This window comes from Volucribacter amazonae (assembly GCF_029783845.1).
Lineage (GTDB): Bacteria > Pseudomonadota > Gammaproteobacteria > Enterobacterales > Pasteurellaceae > Volucribacter > Volucribacter amazonae.
Window position 1 is genome coordinate 2,284,666 of the sequence record NZ_LWID01000001.1, and the last position, 25,589, is coordinate 2,310,254.

The window sequence follows — 25,589 nt, forward strand, 5'->3', positions numbered from 1 at the left end:
TGGAAAAATGACTGCACTTTTTGCTAGTTATTGCTATTTTCTCGCCAATTAATATAGCCGTTTCATTTTAAAAACAACTATAAATTGAAATGGCTATAAATCAACTTGTTCTAGTAACATAAACTCACAGTCTGGGTGATGTTGGGCGAGATAATTTTTAATAAATTGTTGGCTATTTTGGTTAATTAAGGGATCGCTGTTTGGGTAGAGATTGTAAATGACGGTTTGAACTTTAATTTGATACTGCTGGCAAGCCATTAAACTTAGCAAGGTATGATTAATGCTGCCTAATTTGCCTGATGTTACTAAGATAACGGGGTAGCCATATTGGTGTAAATAATCTAAGCTAGTATGTTTTTCATCGTAGGGAACGGCAAGTCCGCCCGCTCCTTCAATCAGTACATAATCATATTTTTCCGCTAAAAGTGCGGTTTGTTTGGCAATTTTTTTTGTATCAATCTTGATACCTTGCATTTCAGCGGCAAGGTGTGGCGAGCAAGGATAATCCAACACATAACCACAGGTTTGGCCTGCTTTGTCTTCTTCGGTAAGTCCTATGCCTTGAATTTTACGATGACAAAGAATATCTTGGGCAATTCCTTGGCAACCTGTTTGGATCATTTTTTGTGTAATAACGGAATAGCCTTGTTGCATAAGCCGCTTGGCGTAAATGCCTGTGGCAATGGTTTTGCCTATGTCGGTATCTATGCCAGAAATAAAAACGATGTTTGCGCTCATAATTTATCCTTGTTTATTGTTCCGATTTTTTGCGAGCTAAAAATAATAGGGGGGTATAGGTTAAGCGAACTTGCCCTTGATGATTACTAAATTGCTGGCGATATTGTTGGATAAAATCTTGGTATTTTTGTTTACTCCAACCTTTTCCTGTGGAAGTGGCAGTAACGCCAGTTTGTTTGAGGTGTTTTAATACGGCAATAGGTTGATCAAAATAAAGGGCTATATTGAGTTGCTGTTCGGCAATGATGTCAAATTGTTTGGTAAGCCATTGTCGCCATTGGATAAGGCTTGGATAATTTAAGCCTATGCCTGTGAGCTGACGTACTTCGGTTAAATTTTGTGAGGTAAAGACGTTAAATAATAAATAGCCTTTAGGTTCAAGTAAGCTGGCACAACGTTGTAAAAATTGCGGAATATTATTAAACCATTGTAGGCTTGAGGCGGCGGTTATCAGTTGATAATGGTGTGGAAAGTGAACTTGTTCTGCATCGCCAAAACAAAAAAAAGTGCGGTCTGTTTTTTCAATTTTTTGTTGTAATAGGGGTAAATTTTGTGGGCAAAGATCATTGAATGTCCATTGCTCCGCTTGAAATTGTTGTTGTAAACAACGGCTAAAACCACCAGAACCACAACCAATCTCTAAAATATGTGAGAAATGTTGTTGGTAGGGGCGTAATAATTCAATGAGTAGCGGATAAAGTTGTTGTTGCACCTTAGCTTGATGATCATAAGATTGGCTCGCTTGGGCAAACTGTTGGGCTATTTGTTGTTTATTTATGGACATAATAGCTGATCCCAATGGCGAAAATAAGCAAATGGATAATGAGGTAGCGGATAATACTGAATAGGGCAACGAGATTGCCAATATTGCTGTAAATTTGTTACGGGAAAAATTTTGTCTTGCTCGCCAATGATAGCACGATTCCAAGTAATTAAATCGTGGCGTTGATCAGCATTGAGCTGTTGGTGTAGCCATTGTAATTCTTGTTGAATATTATTCAGGCTACGGTTCGTTGTCAGTTGCTGATATTGTTGGTAAAGCTCCTTGCTTTGGCACATACGGCGTTCAAATTTGCTCCGACTACTGGCACTAAGTTGATTTAAGGTCGCATTAAATATTGAAACAGGAATACCATATTGATCGTGCATAGGTAGCCCTGTGCCATTAATGGCAATGGCTTGTTGTACGGGGATTTTTTGCATGACCCTTTCTGCAACCCAAACGCCCATTGACCAAGCCACTAAGTGAATTTGCTGATATTGGTTGATATCAAGGGAGAAGTGGAAATCTTGATAATCATAGCAAATAGCAAGATCGGTGGCGTTGGGTAAGGCTAAATGCTGTACCGCTTGCGGTGGTGTTCCCCAGCCAGCAAAGTAGATAATCAGTTGTGTGGCATTTGGTGTTGTTTGAGTTAGGGCGATGTTCATGATGTTTTTCGTATTATAAATATTGGGTTAATTGCTGTAATTCCTGTAAGCTAATGTCGGCACTTAGCGAAAAGCGAATACGTGCTGTATTGGTTGGCACTGTTGGCGGGCGAATTGGTAAGCAATAGAAGCCTGCTTGCTGTAATTGTTCCGCTTTACGTTGGGCTAAGTCATTTTTCCCTAAAATATAGGGGATAATCGCCGTTTGGCTCGGCATTATACCTGTTTTTTGTTGAATAATATTGCGTAAGTAGGCACTAATTTCGGCTAAATGGTTGCGTTTATCTTGCAATAAAGGTAAACGTTGGAAAATAAAATAGCTCCAAGCAATATTAATTGGCGGTAGGGCGGTAGCAAAAATCAGCGATCGCATATGGTTAATTAGGTATTCACGCAAAATTTCATCACAAACCACATAAGCGCCCATAGAGGCGAGGGCTTTGCCAAAAGTGCCGATAAGTAGGTCAATATCTTGAATACAATCAAAGACTTCCGCCATACCTAAGCCTTGTTCGCCATAAGCACCGATAGCATGGGCTTCGTCCACATAGAGCATCACATTATCAAATTGCTTTTTATATTGAACTAAGGTGGAGAGTGGGGCAATATCGCCGTCCATACTGAAGATGCTTTCTGTTACAATAATAATCCGCTGATATTGTTGTTGATGTTTGTTTAATAATTGCAATAAATGTGCCATATCGTTATGCCGATAACGGATAAAATCTGCTTGGCTTAGGCGGATACCGTCAATAATACTGGCGTGTACTAATTTATCTGCCAGTATAAGGGTTTGTTTATTCGCAAGGGCAGGCAAAATACCAATATTGGCGTGATAACCACTGTTGAATAATAAACAGCTTTCTCGTTGAAAACGTTGAGCAATAAGCTGTTCTAATTCTTGATAAATGGTGTAATTTCCCGTTAATAAACGTGATGATGAACTGGTAAAGGGAAAATCTTGTTGTTTAAATTGTTGCCAAAATTGTAAAGCCAGTTGTTCATCATTAGCTAAGCCTAAATAGTCATTGGCAGTGAGATTGAGCATTTGCTGTTGATCTTTGCGTATATATTTGCCCTTATGCTCAATATTAGGCAGTTGGCGTAACTGTTGTTGTTGTTTTAACTGGGTTAAGCTATCAGCGAAATATTGTAAGCTAACCATGATATTCCTCCTGATATTCTTGGCTTAAGGCTGTTAATAAGCCTTGCACCAGTTGTTGTAGTTGGCTTGTGGTAATAATAAAAGGTGGCATCACATAGACTAAACGTCCGAAAGGTCTTAACCAGATACCTTGTTGAATAAAACGTTGTTGTAAGCTTACCATATCCACAGGTTGTTGCATTTCAATCACACCAATCGCTCCCAATACACGCACTTCTTTTACCGCCTTAAATTGTTGAGCTGGGGCAAGCAGGGTTTTGAGTTGATGTTCAATGTGTTGCACGTTTTGTTGCCAAGGACTTTCTAATAATAAGCACAAGGACTCATAAGCGACAGCACAGGCTAAGGGATTTGCCATAAAAGTCGGACCGTGCATAAAGCATTTTGCCTCGCCGTTACAAATAGCTTGGGCGATATGGCGTTGGGTAATGGTAGCGGATAAGGTTAAATAGCCACCTGTTAGGGCTTTGCCTAAACAGATAATATCAGGAATGACTTCGGCGAACTCTAAGGCAAATAATTTTCCTGTGCGTCCAAAACCGGTGGCAATTTCATCAAAAATTAACAAAATATCATATTGTTGACAGAGTTTTTGTGCTTCTCGCAAATATTGTGGAGAATAAAAATACATACCGCCCGCCCCTTGCACAATGGGTTCAAGAATTAAGCCAGCAATATCTTGATGATGTTGGGCGAGCAACGCTTGTAGGGGACGGATTGCTTCTGCTTGCCAAGGTTGATCAAATTTCACACTAGGTTGTGGTAAGAAATATTGCACAGGCAAACTGGCTTGGAATAAGCGGTGCATACCTGTTTGCGGATCGCAAACGGACATGGCGTGCCAAGTATCGCCATGATAGCCTGATTTTATGGTGGCGAAATGTTGGCGTTGTAGCTTGCCTTGGCTATGTTGGTATTGGATAGCCATTTTCATTGCGACTTCCACAGCCACCGAACCGCTATCGGCATAAAAAACTTGGTTGAGGGGGGCAGGTAAAACGGACAATAATTTCTCGCCAAGTTTTACCGCAGGTTCGTGGGTCAACCCCCCAAACATAATATGGCTCATTTTTTGTAATTGTTGCTGGATAGCTTGATTAAGACGAGGGTGGTTATAGCCATGTAAACTTGCCCACCAAGAAGACATACCCTCAATAAGTTGCTCACCTGTTTTGAGATAAATATATACCCCTTCGGCACGTTCTACGGGATAAACGGGGCTAGGCTGGCTTATTGATGAATAAGGATGCCAAAGGTGTTGTTGATCAAAATGTAATAACTGCTGTGTATCCATACTGATTTATTCTAAAAATTCATTGTTGAATTGATGCTACTGCAAGCTTGATAACGAAAGGAATGACTCCACCGTGATTTTGTTTAGCAATCAGTTGAAAAGCTATTTCTTGCTTAGGGTAACGCTGTTGTAACAATGCGACAAAATTCTCTGTGTTGATAGATTGACGGCGTTGTTGTATGCGAGCCAAACGTTCAGCGCTGATAGTAGGATCTTGCTCAGGATTGGCTTCATATTCCCCTAAATAAAATTGAATATGCTGAATATTGCTTGTTAAACTGGCTGGCAGTTGTTGCACGATTTCGCCATTGCCCCACCATAACGAGGGGCTAGCAATGACATAATCGCTAAATAAATTTCCTTGTTGCAATAAGGTATATAATGCAAACAAACCGCCAAAAGAATGCCCAACTAACATTTGGCGTTGTGCTTTATGCTGATTGAGATAATGTTGTTGCACAAAGGGCAAAACTTTTTGTTGCATAAAGTGTAAAAAAGTTTTTGCACCACCTCCTTGTGCAAATTGTTCGCCAGATGTGGCAAAAGTATAATCTCGAGTACGCTCTGCGATTGGATAAGCCATATTTACTGGATAGCCTAATCCCACAATGAATGGCAGGGGTTTATGGGGATCAACGGCATTGACGGCTAAAGGAAATTGCGCATTGCCATCTAATACATAAATAACCCTTTGGCTCTGTTGTGGTTGCTTAGGTTGAGCAATAAAAAGCCGATATGCTTGTTGGTTAAAGGTTAAATCATGTTCACTAATTTGATAATAATCTACTACTTGAGGGTTAATCATCGGAATTTTCTGGTTAATTTGTGCTTGAGCAAAAAAGCTGAGACTTAAATAAATAAAAATCAGCGAACATTTTTTAAACATATCATAGGCTATTGGATTTGGCGGTGGTTACTATTTTTAGCAAAAATACAATAAAAATCAACCGCACTTTTTTATTAAAGTGGTAATAAAAATTTTATTCTTTAAAACTATAAGCAGATTATTTAAATTATGTTAAGTTATAATTATAAATTTTGGTTTTTGTATGTCATTTTCTTGCCTTTATTGTATTTTATTTATTTTGTTAAATTGAGCTTATTTATGGCAAGTTACTAAAGAATTAGGCTTTTTCTGACCTAAATCAAGGGAAATACCCTAAAAGGGGGAGGTTATAGGCGTTTATTCAGGTTAAGCTAAAACCGATAATGAAAGGACGATAAAAGTGCGGTGTAAAATGAAAATATTTTTTATCCTCATCGGTATATTAACCTTAAATGGTGTTACTATGGCAGCGGAAAAGCCAGCAAGAGTGATGCCAGCGAATGGTATTGATAAACCCTTATTAGGGCAAATTTTGTTTTTTGACACCGCACTTTCTTGGCATGGCAATCAAAATTGTGCCACTTGCCACAATGCGGATACTGTTTTTGTGGATTTGCGTGATAATGCGGCACAACGAATGGTATCCTTAGGCGATGATTTACAGTCTTTTGGGACACGCAACACCCAAAGTATGTTATATGCGAAATATAGTCCAGAATTTTATTACGATGAAAAAGAACAACAATATATTGGTGGGCAATTTTGGGACGGACGTGCAAAAAATTTGGCAGAACAAGCAGGGCAACCGCCATTAAACCCAGTGGAAATGGGTATGCCGAGTAAAGAGGCATTAGCGGAGCGTTTATGGTTTAATCCTATGTATCGCCGTTTATTTTCTCAACATTATGGCGAACAAGTATGGCAATCGGTGGAGGATATTTATCAAGCTATGCAAGATGCGTTGGCGGTTTTTCAGCAAACGATGCCGTTGCTTGCCCCTTTTAGTTCTAAATATGATAAATCTTTGCGTGGTGAATATCAGTTAACTGAACAGGAACAGCGAGGTAAAGCCTTATTTTTTGATAAGCAAGGGGCTAATTGTGCCAGTTGTCATCAGTTACAAGCCCAGCAAGATCACCCAGAAGAAACCTTTAGCAATTATCATTATTACAATTTAGGTGTGCCGAAGAACCCGTTTTTGTTACAACATAATCCCTTAGGTGAGGATTTTGTGGATTTAGGTTTATTTGAAAATCCGCAGGTAAATGGCGATGAAGCACAAAAGGGAAAATTTAAAGTGCCGAGTTTGCGTAATGTGGCAGTTACTGCCCCTTATATGCACAATGGCGTTTTTCGTGAGTTAAAAACGGTCTTGTTATTTTTAGATCATTATAATAATTCTGCTCGCCAAATTAATCCAGAAACTCAGTTGCCTTGGCAAGCCGCAGAATATGCGACAACGTTAAATTATGCTGAATTAACGCAAGCTAGGGCATTAAGCGATGAAGAAATTGAGGCTTTGTTGTCCTTTCTTAAATTATTGACTGATGAACGTTATGAATATTTATTGCAAGATAGAGAGAAATAACTAAGAATTACTAGCCAGCTTTAATCCTTTTCGTTAAAATTCGCCTAATTATTTTTACTAATAGGAGAAAACTGTGAATTTTCCACAAATCGCTCAACAGGTAATTGAGCATTTAGGCGGCAAAGAGAATATCGCCACCCTTGCCCATTGTGCAACACGTTTGCGTATTGTGTTAAAAGATGAAAGCAAGGTAAATAAAGAGGCGATTGAAAATATTGATGGTGTAAAAGGGCAATTTTCGGTATCGGGGCAATACCAAATTATTTTTGGTTCTGGTACGGTAAATAAAGTTCATGCTGAAATGAGTAAGTTACTTGAATTAGGTGATGCAACTAAAAGTGAAGTGGCTGAGGCGGCAGCAGAAAAACAAAATATTTTACAGCGTATTGTAAAAGGCTTAGCGGATATTTTTATTCCAATTATCCCTGCTATCGTGGCAGGCGGTTTATTAATGGGGATTTATAGCCTATTAACCTCGCCTTATGAAAGCCTAGGACAAAAATCAGTAATTGAGCTTTATCCGCAATACAAGGATTTGTCCGAGTTAGTCAATATGCTGGCAAATGCTCCTTTTGTGTTCTTGCCTGTATTACTGGGTTTCTCTGCCACTAGAAAATTTGGTGGAAATCCTTTCTTAGGGGCAACCTTGGGAATGATTTTGGTACACCCTGCGTTAACTGCTGACGGCTGGAATTATGCCAATATTCTTGCCGCAGGCGATATGACTTACTGGAGTGTATTAGGTATTGATATTGAGCGAGCAGGCTATCAAGGTACGGTTATTCCTGTGATTGTTGCGGCTTGGGTGTTAGCGAGCCTAGAAAAATTCTTCCGCAAAATTATTCCTTCAGCCTTGGATAATTTATTAACCCCATTATTGTCCATTTTTATTACAGGCTTTTTAGCGCTCACCATTATTGGGCCATTAGGGCGTGAAGCTGGGGCCGTATTAAGTGATGGCTTAACTTGGTTATATAGCTCTCTAGGCTTTATTGGGGGAGCGGTATTTGGTACATTCTATGCACCTATCGTTATTACAGGTATGCACCAAACTTTCCTTGCGGTAGAAACCCAATTATTAGCGAGCGTAGGTTTAACCTTTATTTTCCCTATTGCGGCGATGTCAAATGTGGCACAAGGGGCAGCCTGTCTTGCAGTGGCATTAATTAATAAAGAACCTAAAGTGCGAGGTTTAGCTGTGCCATCAGGTATTAGTGCTGTTTTAGGCATTACTGAGCCTGCGATGTTTGGGGTAAATTTACGTTATCGCTATCCATTTATTGCAGCTATGATTGGCTCAGGCTTAGCCAGTGCGTGGTTAGCCCTATGGGGTGTACGAGCCATTGGCTTAGGGGCAGCAGGTATTCCAGCAATCCCATCAATCCAACCTAAAGATATGGGTATGTTTGTTATTGGTTTATTGGTTTCTTTCAGCGTTGCCTTTGTGTTGACCTTAATTTTAGGTAAACGTGCTAAAGCGAAAGCTCAAGGCTAATGATTTGTGATATAGCCATATTAGCGAGAAAAGTGCGGTGGATTTTGAGCATTTTCTGAGAGAATATTATAGTCGTTTCAATTTAAAATAAACAACGCATTAGTTTAAAAAGTGGGGCGACATTATTTAGTGCTATATATTCTTGCTTAGTTATTTGATTACAACAAAAATAACATTACCCTTTATTTTAAAACCCTGTATAATAGCAGGGTTTTATTTATTCGTTTTAGCGTGCGGCTATCAAAAATGATTTTCTTGAGATTGTTTTTGCTAGTCGCAATGAATAAATAAAATAGTAAGTTTAATTCATTTATTTATAAGGAAAAATTGTGACACCTATCGTAAAACAATTTAAATATGGTCAACATACCGTAACATTAGAAACAGGGGCTATTGCACGCCAAGCTACGGCGGCGGTGATGGCAAGTATGGACGATACTACCGTATTTGTTACAGTGGTAGCTAAAAAAGATGTTAAGGAAGGGCAAGATTTCTTTCCATTAACAGTAAATTATCAAGAGCGTACCTATGCGGCAGGACGTATTCCGGGTGGTTTTTTCAAGCGTGAGGGACGTCCTTCCGAGGGCGAAACTTTAATTGCGCGTTTAATTGATCGCCCAATTCGTCCGCTTTTCCCTGAGGGTTTTTATAATGAAATTCAAATTATTGCCACAGTAGTTTCGGTTAATCCGCAAGTTAGCCCTGATTTAGTGGCAATGATTGGAGCATCAGCAGCATTAAGCCTTTCTGGTGTGCCTTTTAATGGGCCGATTGGAGCAGCGAGAGTCGGTTTTATCAATGACCAATTTGTGCTAAATCCAACCATGGCGGAGCAAAAAATAAGCCGTTTAGATTTAGTGGTGGCAGGTACTGATAAAGCGGTATTAATGGTGGAATCCGAAGCGGATATTTTAACGGAAGAACAAATGTTAGCAGCGGTGGTTTTTGGACACGAACAACAACAAGTCGTGATTGAAGCCATTAAAGAATTTGCTCAAGAGGCAGGAAAACCTCGTTGGGATTGGGTTGCCCCTGAACCAAATACAGCCTTAATTAATCGTGTAAAAGAATTAGCAGAGCAACGTTTAGGCGAGGCGTATCGTATTACTGAAAAACAAGCACGTTATGAGCAAATTGATGCCATTAAAAACGATGTTTTACAAGCTATTCTTACTGATAATGAAGATGAAAGCATTACAGAGGGAAAAATTGCGGATATTCTAAGTCAACTAGAAAGTGAAGTGGTGCGTGGACGTATTTTGCGTGGCGAGCCTCGAATTGATGGACGAACTGTAGATACTGTGCGTGCCTTAGATATTTGTACTGGTGTATTACCTCGCACTCATGGTTCAGCTATTTTTACTCGTGGCGAAACGCAAGCCTTAGCGGTAGCGACATTGGGTACTGAGCGTGATGCGCAAATCATTGATGAATTAACTGGTGAACGTTCAGATCATTTCCTATTCCATTATAATTTCCCACCTTATTCTGTGGGGGAAACGGGTATGATTGGTTCGCCAAAACGTCGTGAAATTGGGCATGGTCGTCTTGCTAAACGTGGTGTGGCTGCAGTAATGCCGTCACAAGCGGAATTCCCTTATGTAGTGCGTGTGGTTTCTGAAATTACCGAATCAAATGGTTCTTCCTCTATGGCATCGGTATGCGGTGCATCATTAGCCTTAATGGACGCAGGTGTGCCGATTAAATCGGCGGTAGCTGGTATTGCGATGGGCTTAGTGAAAGAGCAAGATAATTTTGTGGTATTGTCTGATATTCTTGGTGATGAAGATCATCTTGGCGATATGGACTTTAAAGTTGCTGGGACTCGTGAAGGGGTAACGGCGTTACAAATGGATATTAAGATTGAAGGCATCACCGCTGAAATTATGCAAATTGCGTTAAACCAAGCAAAAGCTGCTCGTTTGCATATTTTAGGCGTAATGGAACAAGCCATTCCTGCTCCTCGTGCGGAAATTTCTGATTTTGCTCCTCGTATCCATACCATGAAGATTGATCCGAAGAAAATCAAAGATGTGATTGGTAAAGGTGGTGCAACTATTCGTGCTTTAACCGAAGAAACCTCAACCTCCATTGATATTGAAGATGATGGTACAGTGAAAATTGCTGCAGTGGATAATAATGCTGCTAAAGCAGTAATGGCACGTATTGAAGAAATTGTTGCTGAAGTAGAAACGGGGGCGATTTACAAAGGTAAGGTAACCCGTATTGCTGATTTTGGAGCATTTGTTGCGATTATTGGCGGTAAAGAAGGACTTGTTCATATTTCACAAATTGCTGAAGAGCGTGTAGAGAAAGTGTCTGATTATTTACAGGTTGGACAAGATGTGCAAGTTAAAGTGGTTGAAATTGATCGTCAAGGTCGTATCCGTTTAACCATGAAAGATTTAACCAATAAAAATCTTGCCGATAATACGGAGCAACAGGTTGTAGCACAACCACAACAACTTGATACAGAGCAACAATAATAACATTGTTAGACCGCAAGGTTTGTTTTATAGACAAGCCTGCGGTTTATTATTTGTGAATAATAAACCCTTTTAATGATACGGGGATTATTATAGTCGTCCCGCTTTAAAATAGGGTGTTAGGATAAATGAAGATATTAGGTAAACAGTGTAAACGTTTTGGTTTAAGTGTTTTTTTATCTAATTTCTTTATTAGCCTATTACTTATGGGGTGCGTAGCACAAGATAACTTCGGGTTTACTCAGCAAGGTATGTTACTGGCACAACAAACGCCAGAACAACATTCTGAACAAGAGGAAATGTTGCTACGTCTTAATCAAATCTTATTGATTGCTCCTTTAAATACTGAGGAACGTGCTGATTTACATTTTGAGCGAGGTGTCATTTATGATAGCCTCGGTTTATGGAAATTAGCAAGCTATGATTTTGCCTTGAGTTTGAGGTTACAACCAGGAATGGCCCCAGCTTATAATTATTTAGGTTTATATTTTTTATTGCAACAAGATTATGACGAGGCTTTAGAGGCTTTTAATGCGGTCTTAACTTTGCAACCAAATTATGAATATGCCTATTTAAATCGAGGGCTACATTTTTATTACACTGAACGTTATCATTTAGCTCAACAGGATTTTGAACGCTTTTATCAATATGATCCAAGTGATCCTTATCGAGCTTTATGGCTTTATTTCAATGAAGTAAAACTTGACCCAAGGCAAGCCATAGTTAATCTTGGTGAGCGAGCGAACTCACTATCCCCCGATTATTGGGGAACCCAAATAGTAGATTACTTTGTAGGGAAAATATCGCTAAACCAACTTTTGCAGAAAATCGCAGAAATCGATCAACAATCTGTGAGTTATGCAGAGGTTTTAACCGAAACTTATTTTTATCTGGCAAAACAACAACTCAATACAAATCATATTGATGAAGCAATGCGTTTATTTAAACTTGCCGTAGCAAATCAAGTATATAACTTTGTTGAGTATCGTTTTGCATTGTTTGAATTATCTCAATGGCGAGATAATGATAAACAAGGGGCGGTTGCTCAATAAAGCAACATAATTTTTTATCTTAAATAGTCTAGATTTTTACCTGACTATTTCGTTTTGAGTATTTTTAAATGACTGAACAAACAATGACTTTTGCGGATTTGGGCTTGCCTGAATTCATTCTTTCTGCTGTTTCTGATTTAGGTTTTACTACTCCTTCACCAATTCAGCAGGCTTGTATTCCTTCTTTGTTAGCAGGACAAGATGTGCTAGGTATGGCACAGACAGGAAGTGGGAAAACCGCTGCCTTTTCTTTGCCTCTATTAGCACAAATTGATGTGGATAAAAAATATCCACAAATGTTAGTGATGGCACCAACTCGTGAATTAGCTATACAAGTGGCTGATGCTTGTGAACAATTTAGTAAATATGCTAAAGGAATACATATTGTAACCCTTTATGGCGGACAACGTTATGATATTCAGCTTAGAGCCTTAAGACAAGGAGCGCAAGTGGTGGTGGGAACACCGGGGCGTATTCTCGATCATTTACGGCGTGGCACATTAGATCTTTCTGCTTTGCGTTTTATTGTGTTAGATGAAGCTGACGAAATGTTGCGTATGGGCTTTATTGATGATGTAGAAACGGTAATGGCAGAATTACCTGAACAACATCAAACCGCATTATTTTCAGCGACAATGCCTGAGCCAATTCGCCGTATTACCAAACGTTTTATGCACAATCCGCAAGAAGTAAAAATTCAATCTACTCAGCGTACGGCTCCTGATATTAGCCAAAGTTGCTGGTTTGTAAAAGGTTTTCGTAAAAACGAGGCGTTGTTACGTTTTTTAGAAGTGGAAGAGTTTGATGCAGCGATTATTTTTACACGCACTAAAACTGCCACCTTAGAGGTTACCGAGTTATTGGAAAAGCATGGTTTTCGTGCAGCAGCCTTAAATGGCGATATGACGCAACAATTACGTGAACAAACCTTAGAACGCTTACGTCATGGTAGTTTAGATATTGTGGTGGCAACCGATGTTGCTGCTCGTGGTATTGATATTGAACGTATTAGTTTGGTGGTGAATTATGATATTCCTCTTGATGCAGAATCCTATGTTCACCGTATTGGTCGCACAGGACGAGCAGGACGAGCAGGACGAGCCTTATTATTTGTTGAGCCAAGAGAACGCCGTTTATTGCGTAACATTGAACATTTAATGAAAAAAGCCATTGAAGAAGTGAGCGTACCAAATCATATTACATTAGAGCAATGTCGCCGTAAGAAATTTCAACAAAAAATTACCAAACAGCTTGAGCATCATGATTTGGAATTATATCGTAGCCTATTAGAGGATATGTTTACTGCGGATCAGGATCAAGAAGATATTGCTGCTGCAATGATGATGTTATTGCAAGGTAAACAAAAAATGATTTTACCACCAGATCCTATTGAGCCAGCAAAACCTAAACGTGAGCGTGAAAGAGGGCAATCTTCTCGTGGTGGTGAACGCCGTAGTGGCTATGGCTTACCAAAAGAAATGGATTTATATCGTATTGAAGTTGGGCGTGGCGATGGGGTTGATGTACGCCATATTGTGGGAGCGATTGCCAATGAGGGCAATATTGATAGTCGTTATATTGGGCATATTAAGCTCTATGATGATTATTCTACCATTGAACTACCACAGGGCATGCCAAAAGAATTGTTGCAAATGTTTGCTAAAACACGAGTATTGAATAAACAAATGCGTATGTCGCTGATTGGTCATGCTCAACAAGCGGGTGGTAAGGAACGTAAATCCAAGCGTGAACGAGGTCATCAACGTTTTGCAGGACAGGATAAAAAAGCGGATAAAAAGGCGCGAACTTTTAAAGAGAAGGCTTTTACTGAACGTCCTGTTAGAGAAAAACGTTCTCGTGGACGTAAATAAGTTAGAGTAAGAAAAAAAGGGCGTTATGATAACGCTCTTTTTATAGTCGTTCCACTTTAAATACGGATTATTGAGGTAGTAAAAGTGCGGTCAGAATTGGACGAGAAATTTATGTTACAGGCATTATCCTTAGCGGATAAAGCAGAACAATTAGGCGAAATCCCTGTGGGGGCAGTGCTAGTTGATGAAAATCATCAGGTTATTGGCGAGGGGTGGAATTTATCCATTAGTTTGTCCGATCCCACAGCCCATGCAGAGATTATGGCATTACGTCAAGCTGGGCAATATTTGCAGAATTATCGGTTAATCAATACAACCCTTTATGTTACCCTTGAACCTTGCCCTATGTGTGCAGGAGCAATTTTACATAGTCGGATTAAGCGTTTAGTGTTCGGGGCAAGGGATTATAAGACTGGGGCATTAGGTTCACGTTTCCATTTGTTTAATGATTACACTATGAATCATTGTGTTGAAATAACTGAAGGGATTTTAGCCTCGCAATGTAGCGAAAAATTAAGTGCTTTTTTTCAGCGTCGGCGAGCTGAAAAGAAAGCACATAAACAAAAAACATAGAATAAGGTTAATATTTTACCGTATGCCCATAGCTTTCCAAAATATGCTTAATGGTTTCTAAACTTTCTTTGCTTGGTGGCTTAACATCTTCTAATTCGTATTTTTCGCCCATAGCTTCCCATTTGTGTGCCCCTAAGCGATGATAAGGAAGAAGTTCTACCTTTTCAATATTATCCATACCCTGAATAAATTGTCCAAGCTGATGAATATCATTCAGATCATCAGTATAGCCCGGTACTACCACGTAGCGAATCCAAACAGGTTGATTGCGTCGTTGTAAATATTTGGCAAATTCAAGGGTACGCTTGTTGGAAACCCCGATAAGGTTACGATGAATATCATCATTTAACTCTTTTAAGTCTAATAATACAAGGTCAGTAACATCAATTAATTCATCAATAATATGATCGTAACGGCGAACATAACCGTTGGTGTCTAAACAAGTATGAATACCTTGCTCTTTACAAGCCCGAAACCAATCTCGGACAAATTCAGCTTGTAAGACAGCCTCACCGCCTGAGGCAGTAACCCCACCACCAGAGGCTTTCATAAAATGGCGATAGGTTACCACTTCTTTCATTAGCTCAGGGACAGTAATTTCTTTACCTGCGTGCAGATCCCAAGTATCACGATTATGGCAATATTTACAACGCATCAAACAGCCTTGCAAAAATAAAATAAAGCGAATACCCGGGCCGTCAACCGTGCCACAGGATTCAAAGGAATGAATTCTTCCCACAACAGACATAATTACCTCATTAAAATTTTTGATAGTCATTTTAATTTGAAATAATGTTAGGTTGGGTTGTTTGGCTTATCTCAAATTAAAAGGACTACGATCTTACCTTAAAAATCAACAAAAAACGATGAAAAAACTAACCGCACTTAGATCCAAAGTGCGGTCAGAATTTTAATTATTTTTGTTTAATAGATAGGATTACATACTTTGTGTGAAAGTACGGGTAATCACATCTTGTTGTTGCTCTTTAGTTAAAGAGTTAAAACGCACCGCATAACCAGAAACACGAATGGTTAATTGTGGATATTTTTCTGGATTTTCCATTGCGTCTAACAACATTTCGCGGTTCATCACGTTTACATTGAGGTGTTGACCGCCTTCCACTTCAGCTTCGTGGTGGAAATAACCGTCCATTAAGCCTGCAAGATTACGTTTTTGTGCTTCATAATCTTTACCTAACGCATTTGGTACGATAGAGAAGGTATAAGAAATACCGTCTTTCGCATAAGCAAATGGTAATTTAGCCACAGAAGTTAGAGAGGCTACTGCACCTTTTTGATCACGTCCGTGCATAGGGTTCGCACCCGGACCAAATGGCGCACCAGCACGACGACCGTCAGGGGTATTTCCTGTTTTCTTACCATAAACAACGTTAGACGTAATGGTTAATACCGATTGTGTTGGAACGGCGTTACGATAAGTTTTATGGGTTTTGATTTTCTTCATAAAGCGTTCAACTAAATCGCAAGCAATTTCATCAACACGACTATCGTTGTTACCAAATTGTGGATATTCGCCCTCAATTTCAAAGTCAATAGCGATATTGCTTGCCACCACATTGCCGTCTTTATCTTTAATGTCGCCACGAATTGGTTTCACTTTGGCATATTTAATGGCTGAAAGTGAGTCCGCCGCCACAGAAAGTCCAGCGATACCGCAAGCCATGGTACGATAAACATCACGATCGTGGAACGCCATTAATGCCGCCTCATAAGCATATTTATCGTGCATAAAGTGAATAATGTTTAATGCGGTAACATATTGGGTAGCTAACCAATCCATAAAGCTATCCATACGCGTCATTACATCATCAAAGTTAAGGTATTCATCGGTAATCGGAGCAGTTTTAGGTCCAACTTGCATACCATTTTTCTCATCAACACCACCGTTGATTGCGTAAAGCATGGTTTTGGCTAAGTTAGCTCTTGCACCGAAGAATTGCATTTGTTTACCCACGACCATTGGGCTTACACAACAAGCGATAGCATAGTCATCGTTGTTGAAATCTGGACGCATAAGATCGTCATTTTCATATTGTACTGAAGAAGTATCAATGGATACTTTGGCACAATAGCGTTTGAACGCATCAGGTAATTGCTCAGACCAAAGAATAGTTAAGTTTGGTTCTGGTGATGGTCCCATGGTATAAAGGGTGTGTAAGAAACGGAAGCTGTTTTTGGTCACTAAAGTACGACCGTCTAAGCCCATACCTGCAAGGGTTTCTGTTGCCCAAATTGGGTCACCAGAGAATAATTGATCGTATTCAGGAGTACGCAAGAAACGCACCATACGCAATTTCATCACTAAATGGTCAATTAATTCTTGTGCTTCTTGCTCAGTAATTTTTCCTGCTTGTAAATCACGCTCAATATAAATATCCAAGAATGAAGATACACGTCCAAAGGACATTGCTGCACCGTTTTGTGATTTTACTGCGGCAAGATAGGCAAAATAAGTCCATTGTACTGCTTCTTTAGCATTGGTTGCAGGGTGAGAAACATCATAGCCATAGCTCGCAGCCATTTCTTTGATTTTGCCTAAAGCACGATGCTGCTCGGCAATTTCTTCTCGTAATTGAATGGTAGCTTGAATATCTTCGCCTGCTTCAAGACGAGCTTGTAATGAATTGAACTGATTAACTTTATCTTTCATTAAGAAATCAGCACCATAAACGGCTAAACGGCGATAATCCCCGATAATACGACCACGTCCATAAGCGTCAGGTAAGCCTGTTAATACACCAGATTTACGGCAACGTAAAATATCTGGGGTATAAACATCAAATACCCCTTGGTTATGGGTTTTACGGTATTCGGTAAAGATTTTTTTCACTTCAGGATCAAGCTCACGTCCGTAAACTTTACAAGATCCTTCTACCATTTTAATCCCACCAAATGGCATAATGGCACGTTTTAATGGGGCATCAGTTTGTAAACCGACAATTTGCTCAAGCTCTTGTTTAATATAGCCCGGTGCGTGTGAAGTAATGGTTGATGGATTAGAAGTATCAAAGTCATAAGGTTCGTGGGTTTTGTTTTCCACTTTAATGCCTTCCATTACCGCATTCCATAATTCAGTGGTTGCTGGGGTAACTTCTGCTAAGAAAGATTCATCGCCCTCATAAGGGGTATAGTTTTTTTGAATAAAATCACGAACATTTACTTCGTTTTGCCAATCTCCGCCAGTAAAACCAGCCCATGCTTTCTGTTGTTGTTCAGTTAATTGAGTCATGTGTGTACATTCCTTCTATTGATTAAATGAAAAGTAAAACTGTGTTAAAAAATTTTGCCAAAACCCACCGCACTTTTGGTTAGTGGGGTTTAGCCCAATAAGATTAATGGGGTCTGTTGATATACCATTGTGCTAAGGCAACACAACAACCACCGCCGATAATATTTCCCAAGGTAACAGGAATAAGGTTTTTCACCAGCAAATGATAAATATCTAAATCTGCAAATTGTTCAGGTGCAAAACCGATAGCTTGCCAAAATTCCGCCCCACTAAAATGGGCAGTAACCATTCCCATAGGGATCATAAACATATTGGCAACGCTATGTTCAAAGCCTGAAGCCACAAACATAGCAATCGGCAAAATCATAATTAATGCTTTATCTAACAAGGTCTTACCTGCATAGCTTAACCAAATGGCAATACATACCATAATATTACATAAAATCCCTAAGCAAAAAGCCTCAAGCCAAGTATGATGGATTTTGTGTTGAGCCGTTTTCAAAATGGTCAGTCCCCATTGCCCATTGGCAGCCATGGTTTGCCCAGCAAACCAAATCAGCAATACAATAAATAACGCACCGAGGAAATTACCCAAGTAAACCACAACCCAATTACGCAACATTTGTTGCCAAGAGATTCGTCCACTGGCTTTAGCCACTAAGGTCATGGTTGAAGAGGTAAAGAGTTCTGAGCCACAAACCACAACCATAATTACCCCAAGAGAAAAGACGATCCCACCAACGAGCTTGAGTAAACCCCAAGAAACATCAGCACCGCCTGTTTGGGTTGTGGTATAGAAAACAAATGCTAAGGCAATAAATGCACCAGCAGGAATGGCAGAAAAGAAGGAGAAAATTTGTTTTTTACTTGCTTTATAAACCGCCACATCTTCGCCCACTTGGGACATTTCGGCAGGTTTAAGCATACAAGTTGAAGTAGAATTTTCTGACTTCATCATAGTAGACTCCGATAGATAAAATAATCCATAATAAAAATAAATCCCCTATTTAAGGATTAAAAAATTTTTTATATTTTATAAGTTTTGTTAATTATAAGCCCTTTTTACCGCGAATAACAGGTTTATTTTACCGCAAAATTACAGGAACAAGGGCTTTTTTGATTCAGATCAAATTTTCAATCAAATTGCTATTTGCCCTGTTTTCTGTTACAAAAGAAAGCTATTTTAACGGATAAAATTGGTTTAAATAATATACATTTTTGAGGAGAGATCTATGGCAGAGGAAACCATTTTTAGCAAAATTATTCGTAAAGAAATTCCAGCGGATATTGTGTATCAAGATGAGCTTGTTACCGCCTTTCGTGATATTGCCCCACAGGCGAAAACCCATATTTTAATTATTCCTAATCAGTTAATTCCAACGGTTAATGACGTAAGTGAACAAGATGAACTGGCTTTAGGGCGATTATTTACCGTGGCGGCGAAAATTGCCCAGCAAGAGGGGATTGCTGAAGATGGCTACCGCTTAATTGTGAATTGTAATCGCCATGGTGGGCAAGAGGTGTTTCATTTGCATATGCATTTAGTTGGTGGCGAACCGCTAGGCAAAATGTTAGGAAAATAAGATGAAAAAACGTGGTTTTTATTGGTTTGGCTTGTCATTGCTATTGTTATTAACCGCTTGTAGCAGTCATCAACCTAATTTAGTGCGTACACATAAGCCCATTTTAAATGTGGTGGCAGCCCTTGATCCTGTGCTTGATATTCAATTAAACAGCGAAAGTTTTAGTATCAAAAACAAAAGTGATAATCCGCTGACTGTGAGTTATGCGGTAACTTGGTATGATAAACAAGGGGTAACCCAATTATTTGCTCAACAACAAACCGAGCAACAAGCCATAATTCAGCTTGACGGCAAGCAACATTTACGTTTGCCATTAACTAAGCCAACGGCACAAAGTGTCAATTATCGCTTATTTATTGATACGCCCCAATAGTGAAAAAGTGCGGTCTGATTTTTAATTTTTTTTGAAAAATATAAAATTTTGACCGCACTTTGTTTTTGTGATTTGTTGTTTATTTTTCTCGTTGTTTCAATTTAAAGTGGAACGACCATATTTAGCCTAAAATACGAGTTTATTTTTATGTCAACCTTATTAATTGATCTGGCAGGAACAGAGCTTAGCCAAGAAGAAGTAGAAATTTTACATCACCCCTTGGTGGCAGGGGTAATTTTATTTAGTCGTAATTTTTATGATCTTGCTCAAATTCAAGCCTTAGTCAAATCCTTACGTCAACGTGTAAACAAGCGATTGTTGATTACCGTTGATCAAGAAGGGGGGCGAGTACAGCGTTTTCGCCAAGGTTTTACCCAATTACCAGCTATGCAAGCCTTTGCTCAACAGCTGGAAGATCCCCAAGTTCAACAAGCAATGGCGTTAGAGGCAGGTTGGACAATGGCAAGTGAAATGCGAGCCTTGGATATTGATTTGAGTTTTGCCCCTGTGCTAGATTTAGGGCATCAATGCCAAGCTATTGGCGATCGCAGTTTTGGCGAAGATTGGCAACAAGTAGTGAATTTAGCTCGTGCTTTTATTCTTGGTATGCAACAAGCCAAAATGTCTGCCACAGGCAAACATTTTCCAGGGCATGGGCAAGTGATTGCCGATTCTCATTTAGAAACGCCCATTGATGACCGCAGTCCGCAAGCAATCTGGCAACAAGATATTAAACCTTTTCAAACCTTGATTGAGCAAAATTTATTAGCAGCAATTATGCCTGCTCATGTGGTTTATTCACAATGTGATAGCCAACCTGCCAGCGGTTCTTCCTATTGGCTACAACAGGTGTTACGTCAGCAACTTGGCTTTAAGGGCGTGATATTTTCCGATGATCTGGGTATGGAGGGGGCGAGTTTTATGGGGGATTTTGTACAACGCTCCCATTGTGCTTTAAAGGCGGGGTGTGATTTATTATTGCTTTGTAATAATCCTCAAGCGGTTATTCAACTCTTAGATCATTTCAAATATCAAGAAACAACAGAACAAGCCAGTTTACGCCAACAACGAATCCAAACCTTATTCCGCCCTCAACCCTTTAATTGGCGTGAATTGACTTGCTCGCCACGTTGGATAGCTAACCATAACGCCTTATATCAATTACAACAAAACTGGTTAGCCAGTAAACAAGGGTAGAATAAATGCAGTTAGCCCTTTCCTGTTCTCATTATCAACAGCTTGAATGTCAATCTTGCCAGTGGCTTGCATTGTCATACTCACAACAATTACAACGCAAACAAGCTCATTTAGCTCAACAGCTAGCGAAACTGATACAACCTACTACCCAATGTTTGCCCGCAGTGAAATCGCCAACCCAAGGGTTTCGCAATAAAGCCAAAATGGTGGTAAGTGGTGTGGTGGAACGTCCCAAACTGGGCTTACTAAAAGCCATTGATAATCCACAAAGTGCGGTGGATTTAACCGATTGTTTATTGTATCCGCCACATTTCCAAGCTATTTTTTTACAGTTAAAGGATTTTATCGCACGAGCAGGCTTAGTGCCTTATAACGTGCAAAAACAAAAAGGCGAACTCAAATATATATTGCTTACCGAAAGCCGTTATAATGGCGAATTGATGCTACGCTTTGTGGTGCGTTCGTCCAGTCGGTTAAGTTTGGTACAGCGAGAATTAGCCGGTTTAATGGCAAAGTTGCCTAAGCTCAAAGTGGTAAGTTTAAATATTCAACCGTATCATTCCGCTGTATTAGAGGGCGAACAAGAGATTTTTCTGACGGAACAACAAACTTTATTAGAGCAGTTTAACCAAATTCCGCTTTTTATTCGCCCACAAGGCTTTTTTCAAACCAACCCCATTGTGGCTGAACAGCTTTATGCCACCGCGGCTGAATGGGTAAAAGCCTTGCCTGTTCAACATTTATGGGATTTATTTTGCGGAGTGGGTGGCTTTGGCTTGCATTGTGCTAAGGCTTTAAGACAAGCTCAATCAGACGTAAGTTTAACAGGCATTGAAATTTCTGCCTCTGCCATTGCTTGTGCCAAAAAATCCGCTCAATTATTGGGATTAACGCAAGTGAATTTTCAATCCTTAGACAGTGCAGAATTTGCCCTCAAGCAAAATGAACAACATTTGCCAGATTTAATTATTGTTAATCCGCCAAGACGAGGCATTGGGCAATCCTTGATTCAATTTCTTAACCAAATTAAACCGCACTTTTTGCTCTATTCCAGTTGCAACGCTATCAGTATGGCACAAGATTTAACACAATTAACGGGCTATCATCTCAGTAAAGTTCAGCTATTTGATATGTTTCCCCATTCTTACCATTATGAAGTGTTGCTGTTGTTGGAAAGGACGAGTAAAAAATAATTTTATTTTGGCATAAATCCCAGTATGCTATTGAGTGTTCTTTTATCGTTATCTTATTTTATAGTCGTCCCACTTTAAAATGATACAGCGTTGGTACGTCTTGCCGTACCGCCTTGTCTCATTTTAAATTGAAACGATTATAAATTGAACGACTAATTTAGGGTAACGCTTATTTTTTATTGAGGTAACTATGTTTTCCGAACAATCTTTAGCCTTAATTAGCAAAAATCTGGCTGGTTGGAAAAGTTGGGCAATTAGTATGTTGCCTAATTTTATTGCGGCGATTTTGGTGTTAATTTTATTTGGGGTATTGGCTCGTACCTTACGGCGTGCCAGTATATTGTTTTATCAGCGTTTTTTCCCAAAAAACCAACGCCTTACTCAGCTTTTTTCGGTGGCAGTGTTTAGTTTTATCTGGTTTATGGGCATTTTGCTTGCCTTAGAAATTTTACACCTCGCCTCTTTTCTTACCCATTTACTGGCAGGGGCAGGGATTGTGGGGATTATCGCAGGTTTTGCGTTTAAAGACATTGCCTCTAACGCTTTTTCTGGGCTATTAATTAAATCGGAACAACCCTTTAAAATTCACGATTGGGTCAATATTAAGGGAACCATTGGCAAGGTGCGTAATATTGGTTTAGTTACGGTCAGCCTTGAAACCCTTGAGGGCGAAACCGCATTAATTCCTAATCAATTAATTTATAGTGGCGAATTTTTTAATTATTCCAGTTTAAAGAAAAAACGTGTGGTTATTCGTAGTGGCGTATCCTATGGCGATGATTTGGAAAAGGTTAAAGCCACCGCACTAGCATTAGCCAATAGTTGGAATTTTGTGATTAACAAAAAAGAAATTCATTTTTATTTTACCGATATTGGTAGTTCAACCTTTAATTTTATGCTGGATTTTTGGGCGGATTTTACTGGTTATGAAGAATATTTAGAAATAAAAAGCCAAGCGATTATGCAATTAAAACGTTGTTTTGATGAACAAAATATCAGTTTAGCTTATAATGTAACAACCCTTGATTTTGGGGTAAAAGGTGGCGTAAATTTATTTGATAAAGCCATAAAAATTGAAAACCAAAAGTAGGATTAATATAGTCATTCCACTTTAAAATGATACAGCGTTGGTACGCCTCGCCGTACTACTTGTACTGTCTTCGGCGTGCCGCCTTGTCTCATTTTACATTGAAACGACTATAATAAGGAAAACAAGATGAAATCAGCAGTCATTTTTGATATGGACGGGGTATTAATAGATTCAGAACCCCTGTGGCAACAAAGTGGGGTAGCGGTACTTAATCAATATCAAGTACCTGTTACCTTAGCGGATATGCAAACCTGGACAGGTATGCCTGCCAATGTCATTGTGCAAACGGCTTGTCATAAATATGCCATTTCCCTTGATCAAAAAGCGGTTACCCAAGCAATGCTTGATTATGCAATTCAGTTGATTATCACACAAAAACCGCTGATGCCTGCGGTAAAATCCACCTTAGCTTTTTTAGCGGAACAAGGACTGCGTATGGCAATAGCCTCAGCCTCGCCACGCTATATGTTAGAGGGGATTGTTCAAAGCTGTGGTATTGCAGATTATTTTGATTATATTTCTTCAGCTGATGAATTGCCATTTAACAAACCGCACCCTATGGTGTATTTACAGGCTTGTGAAAAATTAGGCGTAATGCCACAACAAGCTATAGGAATAGAAGATTCTAAAGTGGGTATGATTGCGGTCAAAGCCGCCTCTATGAGCTGTATTGTTATTCCTGCTCAAAATGCCTTTGAACAACCTTACTGGGCATTAGCGGATAAAAAATTACATAGCCTAAGCGAGATTAATCAGTCATTATTACAACAATTAGATGTATAGTTAATTTGGTTATTTAATGTAGCATTTCTATCTAAAAATTATGCCAATAACTATTGAAATTGTTTAAATTATCGTGTTAAATCAACAATAATTATGTGGTTATTTGTTTAGGTCTATTATGTGTCAATTATTAGGAATGAATTGTAATACACCAACGGATATTGTGTTTTCCTTTGAGGGCTTCCGCCGCCGTGCAGGGCTAACAGACACACATTCAGATGGTTTTGGGATCGCTTTTTTTGAGGGCAAAGGGGTACGCGTTTTTCGTGATGATAAGCCAGGACATAACTCGCCGATTGCGGATTGCGTAAAACAATATCATATAAAATCCCTGAATGTAATTGCCCATATCCGCAAAGCGACTCAAGGCGAGGTAAACTTAGAAAATACCCACCCTTTTATTCGGGAAATTTGGGGCGAAAATTGGGTATTTGCTCATAATGGTAATTTAAAAAGTTTACCTGATATGAGCGATAGTTTGTGCCAACCTATTGGTACGACAGATTCAGAAACCGCCTTTTGTTATATTGCGGAAGAATTAAAAAAACGTTATCGCAAAAAGCCGAGTGAAGAAGAAATTTTTCAAGCAATTCAACAGATTACTCAAGAATTAGTGCATCGTGGTACATTTAACTTTATGCTTTCCAATGGCGAATGGTTAATTGCCCATTGTTCTACCAACTTGCATTATCTTACGCGCCAAGCCCCTTTTGGCAAGGCACAACGCATTGATGATGATGGCGTGATTGATTTTAACGATTATGCTAAAGACGGCGATAAAGTAACCATTATTTCTACTTTTCCCCTTACCAAAAATGAAACTTGGACAAAAATGAAACATGGTGGCTTTGTCTTTTTCAAAGACGGCGAAAAAATCCGCGAAATTGAAGGAATAGACAAAACCTTAGAAGATGACGGCACCCTCGGCAATGCTGGAGTAACGCCTTGTTTTGCCTAATGAGCCTGTGTTTTATCGCTAAAGTTATTTGTTCAAAGTGGGTTTATATGATTAAAGTGCGGTCAAAAATTTTTTATTTTTTGACTGCACTTTTGTTTAAGAGAGCAATACAGATCAGAAGACAGAATAATGGTTACACTATTAGTCTTCCCATTTTAAAATAATAAGGCGTTGGCACACCTTGCCGTACTATCTGTACTGTATTCTGCTTGCCATTTTGTTTATTTTAAATTGAAACGATTTATATTATTACACAACAAAAAAACCGCCTTTTATGGCGGTTTGAGTGTTAGCCTTGACCTTTCATTTTTCTCAGATTACGCCTTACCTTACTAAGTGCGTCCATAAATATTCTTTTTGTTTCTAAGTCTTTTGCATTTTTGATAGCTTCCATGTAAAACTTTTCTGCCTCTTCTAAACCTTTAATATACCAAAGAAGAATAGGAACTATTATAATAAGACTAATTAATATTGCTTTTAATGATAGCATTTTATTCCTCCAATAGTTTGATACATAACCAAAAGTTTGAATCCTTTTTGTGATACAAGGGCTGTATTTCTATTCTAATAGAATACAAGGACATTTTAGCACATTTAATCCCCTTTGGATATAAATTAATCACTATATGGTAGGGATTTCCGT

23 protein-coding genes are annotated in these 25,589 nt (G+C 39.1%); 13 read left to right on the forward strand and 10 right to left on the reverse strand.

Annotated features, from left to right (window positions below):
* Positions 1 to 93: 93 nt before the first annotated feature.
* From bioD to A6A20_RS10970, 6 genes are read right to left on the reverse strand one after another with little or no spacing between them, the layout of a single operon-like run.
* A complete protein-coding gene (bioD, locus tag A6A20_RS10945; protein WP_279573461.1) occupies positions 94 to 738 on the reverse strand; it encodes a dethiobiotin synthase in 645 nt (214 codons plus the stop codon).
* 13 nt (positions 739 to 751) lie between these two features.
* Positions 752 to 1,522 carry a malonyl-ACP O-methyltransferase BioC gene (gene bioC / locus A6A20_RS10950; protein WP_279573462.1) on the reverse strand — a complete coding sequence of 257 codons (771 nt, stop codon included), beginning with the start codon at positions 1,520 to 1,522 and terminating at the stop codon, positions 752 to 754.
* Complete coding sequence (locus A6A20_RS10955; protein WP_279573463.1) at positions 1,513 to 2,169, reverse strand: DUF452 family protein; 657 nt, start codon at positions 2,167 to 2,169, stop codon at positions 1,513 to 1,515. The genes bioC and A6A20_RS10955 overlap by 10 nt, the downstream gene beginning before the upstream one ends.
* 13 nt (positions 2,170 to 2,182) lie before the next feature.
* Positions 2,183 to 3,334, reverse strand: a complete 1,152-nt coding sequence (locus A6A20_RS10960; protein ID WP_279573464.1) for an 8-amino-7-oxononanoate synthase — start codon at positions 3,332 to 3,334, stop codon at positions 2,183 to 2,185.
* The gene (gene bioA / locus A6A20_RS10965) at positions 3,327 to 4,628 is read right to left on the reverse strand and encodes an adenosylmethionine--8-amino-7-oxononanoate transaminase (protein WP_279573465.1); all 1,302 of its coding nucleotides are present in this window, start codon (positions 4,626 to 4,628) and stop codon (positions 3,327 to 3,329) included. The genes A6A20_RS10960 and bioA overlap by 8 nt, the downstream gene beginning before the upstream one ends.
* A gap of 19 nt (positions 4,629 to 4,647) precedes the next feature.
* On the reverse strand, positions 4,648 to 5,514 hold the full coding sequence (locus A6A20_RS10970; protein WP_279573466.1) for an alpha/beta hydrolase: 867 nt from the start codon (positions 5,512 to 5,514) through the stop codon (positions 4,648 to 4,650).
* A gap of 352 nt (positions 5,515 to 5,866) precedes the next feature.
* Here A6A20_RS10970 and A6A20_RS10975 point away from each other — a divergent pair, with 352 nt between their 5' ends.
* The 6 genes from A6A20_RS10975 to tadA all read left to right on the forward strand — a co-directional run bounded on the left by A6A20_RS10975 (position 5,867) and on the right by tadA (position 14,519).
* On the forward strand, positions 5,867 to 7,042 hold the full coding sequence (locus A6A20_RS10975; RefSeq protein WP_279573467.1) for a cytochrome-c peroxidase: 1,176 nt from the start codon (positions 5,867 to 5,869) through the stop codon (positions 7,040 to 7,042).
* A 73-nt stretch (positions 7,043 to 7,115) separates the two neighbouring features.
* Positions 7,116 to 8,537, forward strand: coding sequence for a sucrose-specific PTS transporter subunit IIBC (locus A6A20_RS10980; protein ID WP_279573468.1), 1,422 nt, complete (start codon positions 7,116 to 7,118; stop codon positions 8,535 to 8,537).
* A gap of 329 nt (positions 8,538 to 8,866) precedes the next feature.
* Entirely contained in the window at positions 8,867 to 11,023 is a 2,157-nt protein-coding gene (gene pnp / locus A6A20_RS10985; protein WP_279573469.1) for a polyribonucleotide nucleotidyltransferase, read from the forward strand.
* Between the two features lie 128 nt (positions 11,024 to 11,151).
* Entirely contained in the window at positions 11,152 to 12,075 is a 924-nt protein-coding gene (gene nlpI / locus A6A20_RS10990) for a lipoprotein NlpI (protein WP_279573470.1), read from the forward strand.
* A 68-nt stretch (positions 12,076 to 12,143) separates the two neighbouring features.
* A complete protein-coding gene (locus A6A20_RS10995) occupies positions 12,144 to 13,946 on the forward strand; it encodes a DEAD/DEAH box helicase (RefSeq protein ID WP_279573471.1) in 1,803 nt (600 codons plus the stop codon).
* A 69-nt stretch (positions 13,947 to 14,015) separates the two neighbouring features.
* Positions 14,016 to 14,519 (forward strand): tRNA adenosine(34) deaminase TadA, encoded by a 504-nt coding sequence (gene tadA / locus A6A20_RS11000; RefSeq protein WP_279573796.1) that lies wholly within the window; start codon positions 14,016 to 14,018, stop codon positions 14,517 to 14,519.
* A 7-nt stretch (positions 14,520 to 14,526) separates the two neighbouring features.
* On the opposite strand, the gene pflA is transcribed toward tadA, so the two are convergent.
* The 3 genes from pflA to focA form a co-directional block, all read right to left on the reverse strand.
* Entirely contained in the window at positions 14,527 to 15,267 is a 741-nt protein-coding gene (gene pflA / locus A6A20_RS11005; RefSeq protein WP_279573472.1) for a pyruvate formate lyase 1-activating protein, read from the reverse strand.
* 189 nt (positions 15,268 to 15,456) lie between these two features.
* Positions 15,457 to 17,769, reverse strand: a complete 2,313-nt coding sequence (gene pflB, locus A6A20_RS11010; RefSeq protein ID WP_279573473.1) for a formate C-acetyltransferase — start codon at positions 17,767 to 17,769, stop codon at positions 15,457 to 15,459.
* Between the two features lie 103 nt (positions 17,770 to 17,872).
* Positions 17,873 to 18,724 carry a formate transporter FocA gene (gene focA, locus A6A20_RS11015; protein WP_279573797.1) on the reverse strand — a complete coding sequence of 284 codons (852 nt, stop codon included), beginning with the start codon at positions 18,722 to 18,724 and terminating at the stop codon, positions 17,873 to 17,875.
* A 277-nt stretch (positions 18,725 to 19,001) separates the two neighbouring features.
* On the opposite strand from focA, the gene hinT reads away from it, so the two are divergent.
* From hinT to A6A20_RS11050, 7 genes are all read left to right on the forward strand, one after another.
* Positions 19,002 to 19,352, forward strand: coding sequence for a purine nucleoside phosphoramidase (gene hinT, locus A6A20_RS11020; RefSeq protein ID WP_279573474.1), 351 nt, complete (start codon positions 19,002 to 19,004; stop codon positions 19,350 to 19,352).
* Position 19,353: 1 nt separating this feature from the next.
* Positions 19,354 to 19,725: a DUF1425 domain-containing protein gene (locus A6A20_RS11025; RefSeq protein ID WP_279573475.1), complete on the forward strand. Its 372-nt coding sequence runs from the start codon at positions 19,354 to 19,356 to the stop codon at positions 19,723 to 19,725.
* A gap of 147 nt (positions 19,726 to 19,872) precedes the next feature.
* On the forward strand, positions 19,873 to 20,922 hold the full coding sequence (nagZ, locus tag A6A20_RS11030; RefSeq protein WP_279573476.1) for a beta-N-acetylhexosaminidase: 1,050 nt from the start codon (positions 19,873 to 19,875) through the stop codon (positions 20,920 to 20,922).
* A 5-nt stretch (positions 20,923 to 20,927) separates the two neighbouring features.
* Entirely contained in the window at positions 20,928 to 22,115 is a 1,188-nt protein-coding gene (gene rlmC / locus A6A20_RS11035; protein ID WP_279573477.1) for a 23S rRNA (uracil(747)-C(5))-methyltransferase RlmC, read from the forward strand.
* A 190-nt stretch (positions 22,116 to 22,305) separates the two neighbouring features.
* The gene (locus tag A6A20_RS11040; protein ID WP_279573478.1) at positions 22,306 to 23,205 is read left to right on the forward strand and encodes a mechanosensitive ion channel family protein; all 900 of its coding nucleotides are present in this window, start codon (positions 22,306 to 22,308) and stop codon (positions 23,203 to 23,205) included.
* 126 nt (positions 23,206 to 23,331) lie between these two features.
* Complete coding sequence (gene hxpB, locus A6A20_RS11045) at positions 23,332 to 23,988, forward strand: hexitol phosphatase HxpB (protein ID WP_279573479.1); 657 nt, start codon at positions 23,332 to 23,334, stop codon at positions 23,986 to 23,988.
* A gap of 118 nt (positions 23,989 to 24,106) precedes the next feature.
* Positions 24,107 to 24,946, forward strand: a complete 840-nt coding sequence (locus A6A20_RS11050) for a class II glutamine amidotransferase (RefSeq protein WP_279573480.1) — start codon at positions 24,107 to 24,109, stop codon at positions 24,944 to 24,946.
* Positions 24,947 to 25,235: 289 nt separating this feature from the next.
* On the opposite strand, the gene A6A20_RS11055 is transcribed toward A6A20_RS11050, so the two are convergent.
* Positions 25,236 to 25,436 (reverse strand): hypothetical protein, encoded by a 201-nt coding sequence (locus tag A6A20_RS11055; RefSeq protein ID WP_279573481.1) that lies wholly within the window; start codon positions 25,434 to 25,436, stop codon positions 25,236 to 25,238.
* Positions 25,437 to 25,589 lie beyond the last annotated feature (153 nt).

Excerpts from the sequence above, each read along its gene's own strand:
- pflB (WP_279573473.1), bottom strand. The coding sequence starts at position 17,769 with ATGACTCAATTAACTGAACAACAACAGAAAGCATGGGCTGGTTTTACT.
- A6A20_RS11050 (WP_279573480.1), top strand. The coding sequence starts at position 24,107 with ATGTGTCAATTATTAGGAATGAATTGTAATACACCAACGGATATTGTG.
- A6A20_RS10995 (WP_279573471.1), top strand. The coding sequence starts at position 12,144 with ATGACTGAACAAACAATGACTTTTGCGGATTTGGGCTTGCCTGAATTC.
- rlmC (WP_279573477.1), top strand. The coding sequence starts at position 20,928 with ATGCAGTTAGCCCTTTCCTGTTCTCATTATCAACAGCTTGAATGTCAA.
- A6A20_RS10955 (WP_279573463.1), bottom strand. The coding sequence starts at position 2,169 with ATGAACATCGCCCTAACTCAAACAACACCAAATGCCACACAACTGATT.
- bioD (WP_279573461.1), bottom strand. The coding sequence starts at position 738 with ATGAGCGCAAACATCGTTTTTATTTCTGGCATAGATACCGACATAGGC.
- A6A20_RS10975 (WP_279573467.1), top strand. The coding sequence starts at position 5,867 with ATGAAAATATTTTTTATCCTCATCGGTATATTAACCTTAAATGGTGTT.
- nagZ (WP_279573476.1), top strand. The coding sequence starts at position 19,873 with ATGTCAACCTTATTAATTGATCTGGCAGGAACAGAGCTTAGCCAAGAA.
- pflA (WP_279573472.1), bottom strand. The coding sequence starts at position 15,267 with ATGTCTGTTGTGGGAAGAATTCATTCCTTTGAATCCTGTGGCACGGTT.
- focA (WP_279573797.1), bottom strand. The coding sequence starts at position 18,724 with ATGAAGTCAGAAAATTCTACTTCAACTTGTATGCTTAAACCTGCCGAA.
- bioC (WP_279573462.1), bottom strand. The coding sequence starts at position 1,522 with ATGTCCATAAATAAACAACAAATAGCCCAACAGTTTGCCCAAGCGAGC.
- A6A20_RS11040 (WP_279573478.1), top strand. The coding sequence starts at position 22,306 with ATGTTTTCCGAACAATCTTTAGCCTTAATTAGCAAAAATCTGGCTGGT.
- A6A20_RS11055 (WP_279573481.1), bottom strand. The coding sequence starts at position 25,436 with ATGCTATCATTAAAAGCAATATTAATTAGTCTTATTATAATAGTTCCT.
- A6A20_RS10970 (WP_279573466.1), bottom strand. The coding sequence starts at position 5,514 with ATGTTTAAAAAATGTTCGCTGATTTTTATTTATTTAAGTCTCAGCTTT.
- hinT (WP_279573474.1), top strand. The coding sequence starts at position 19,002 with ATGGCAGAGGAAACCATTTTTAGCAAAATTATTCGTAAAGAAATTCCA.
- A6A20_RS10960 (WP_279573464.1), bottom strand. The coding sequence starts at position 3,334 with ATGGTTAGCTTACAATATTTCGCTGATAGCTTAACCCAGTTAAAACAA.
- bioA (WP_279573465.1), bottom strand. The coding sequence starts at position 4,628 with ATGGATACACAGCAGTTATTACATTTTGATCAACAACACCTTTGGCAT.
- nlpI (WP_279573470.1), top strand. The coding sequence starts at position 11,152 with ATGAAGATATTAGGTAAACAGTGTAAACGTTTTGGTTTAAGTGTTTTT.
- hxpB (WP_279573479.1), top strand. The coding sequence starts at position 23,332 with ATGAAATCAGCAGTCATTTTTGATATGGACGGGGTATTAATAGATTCA.
- A6A20_RS11025 (WP_279573475.1), top strand. The coding sequence starts at position 19,354 with ATGAAAAAACGTGGTTTTTATTGGTTTGGCTTGTCATTGCTATTGTTA.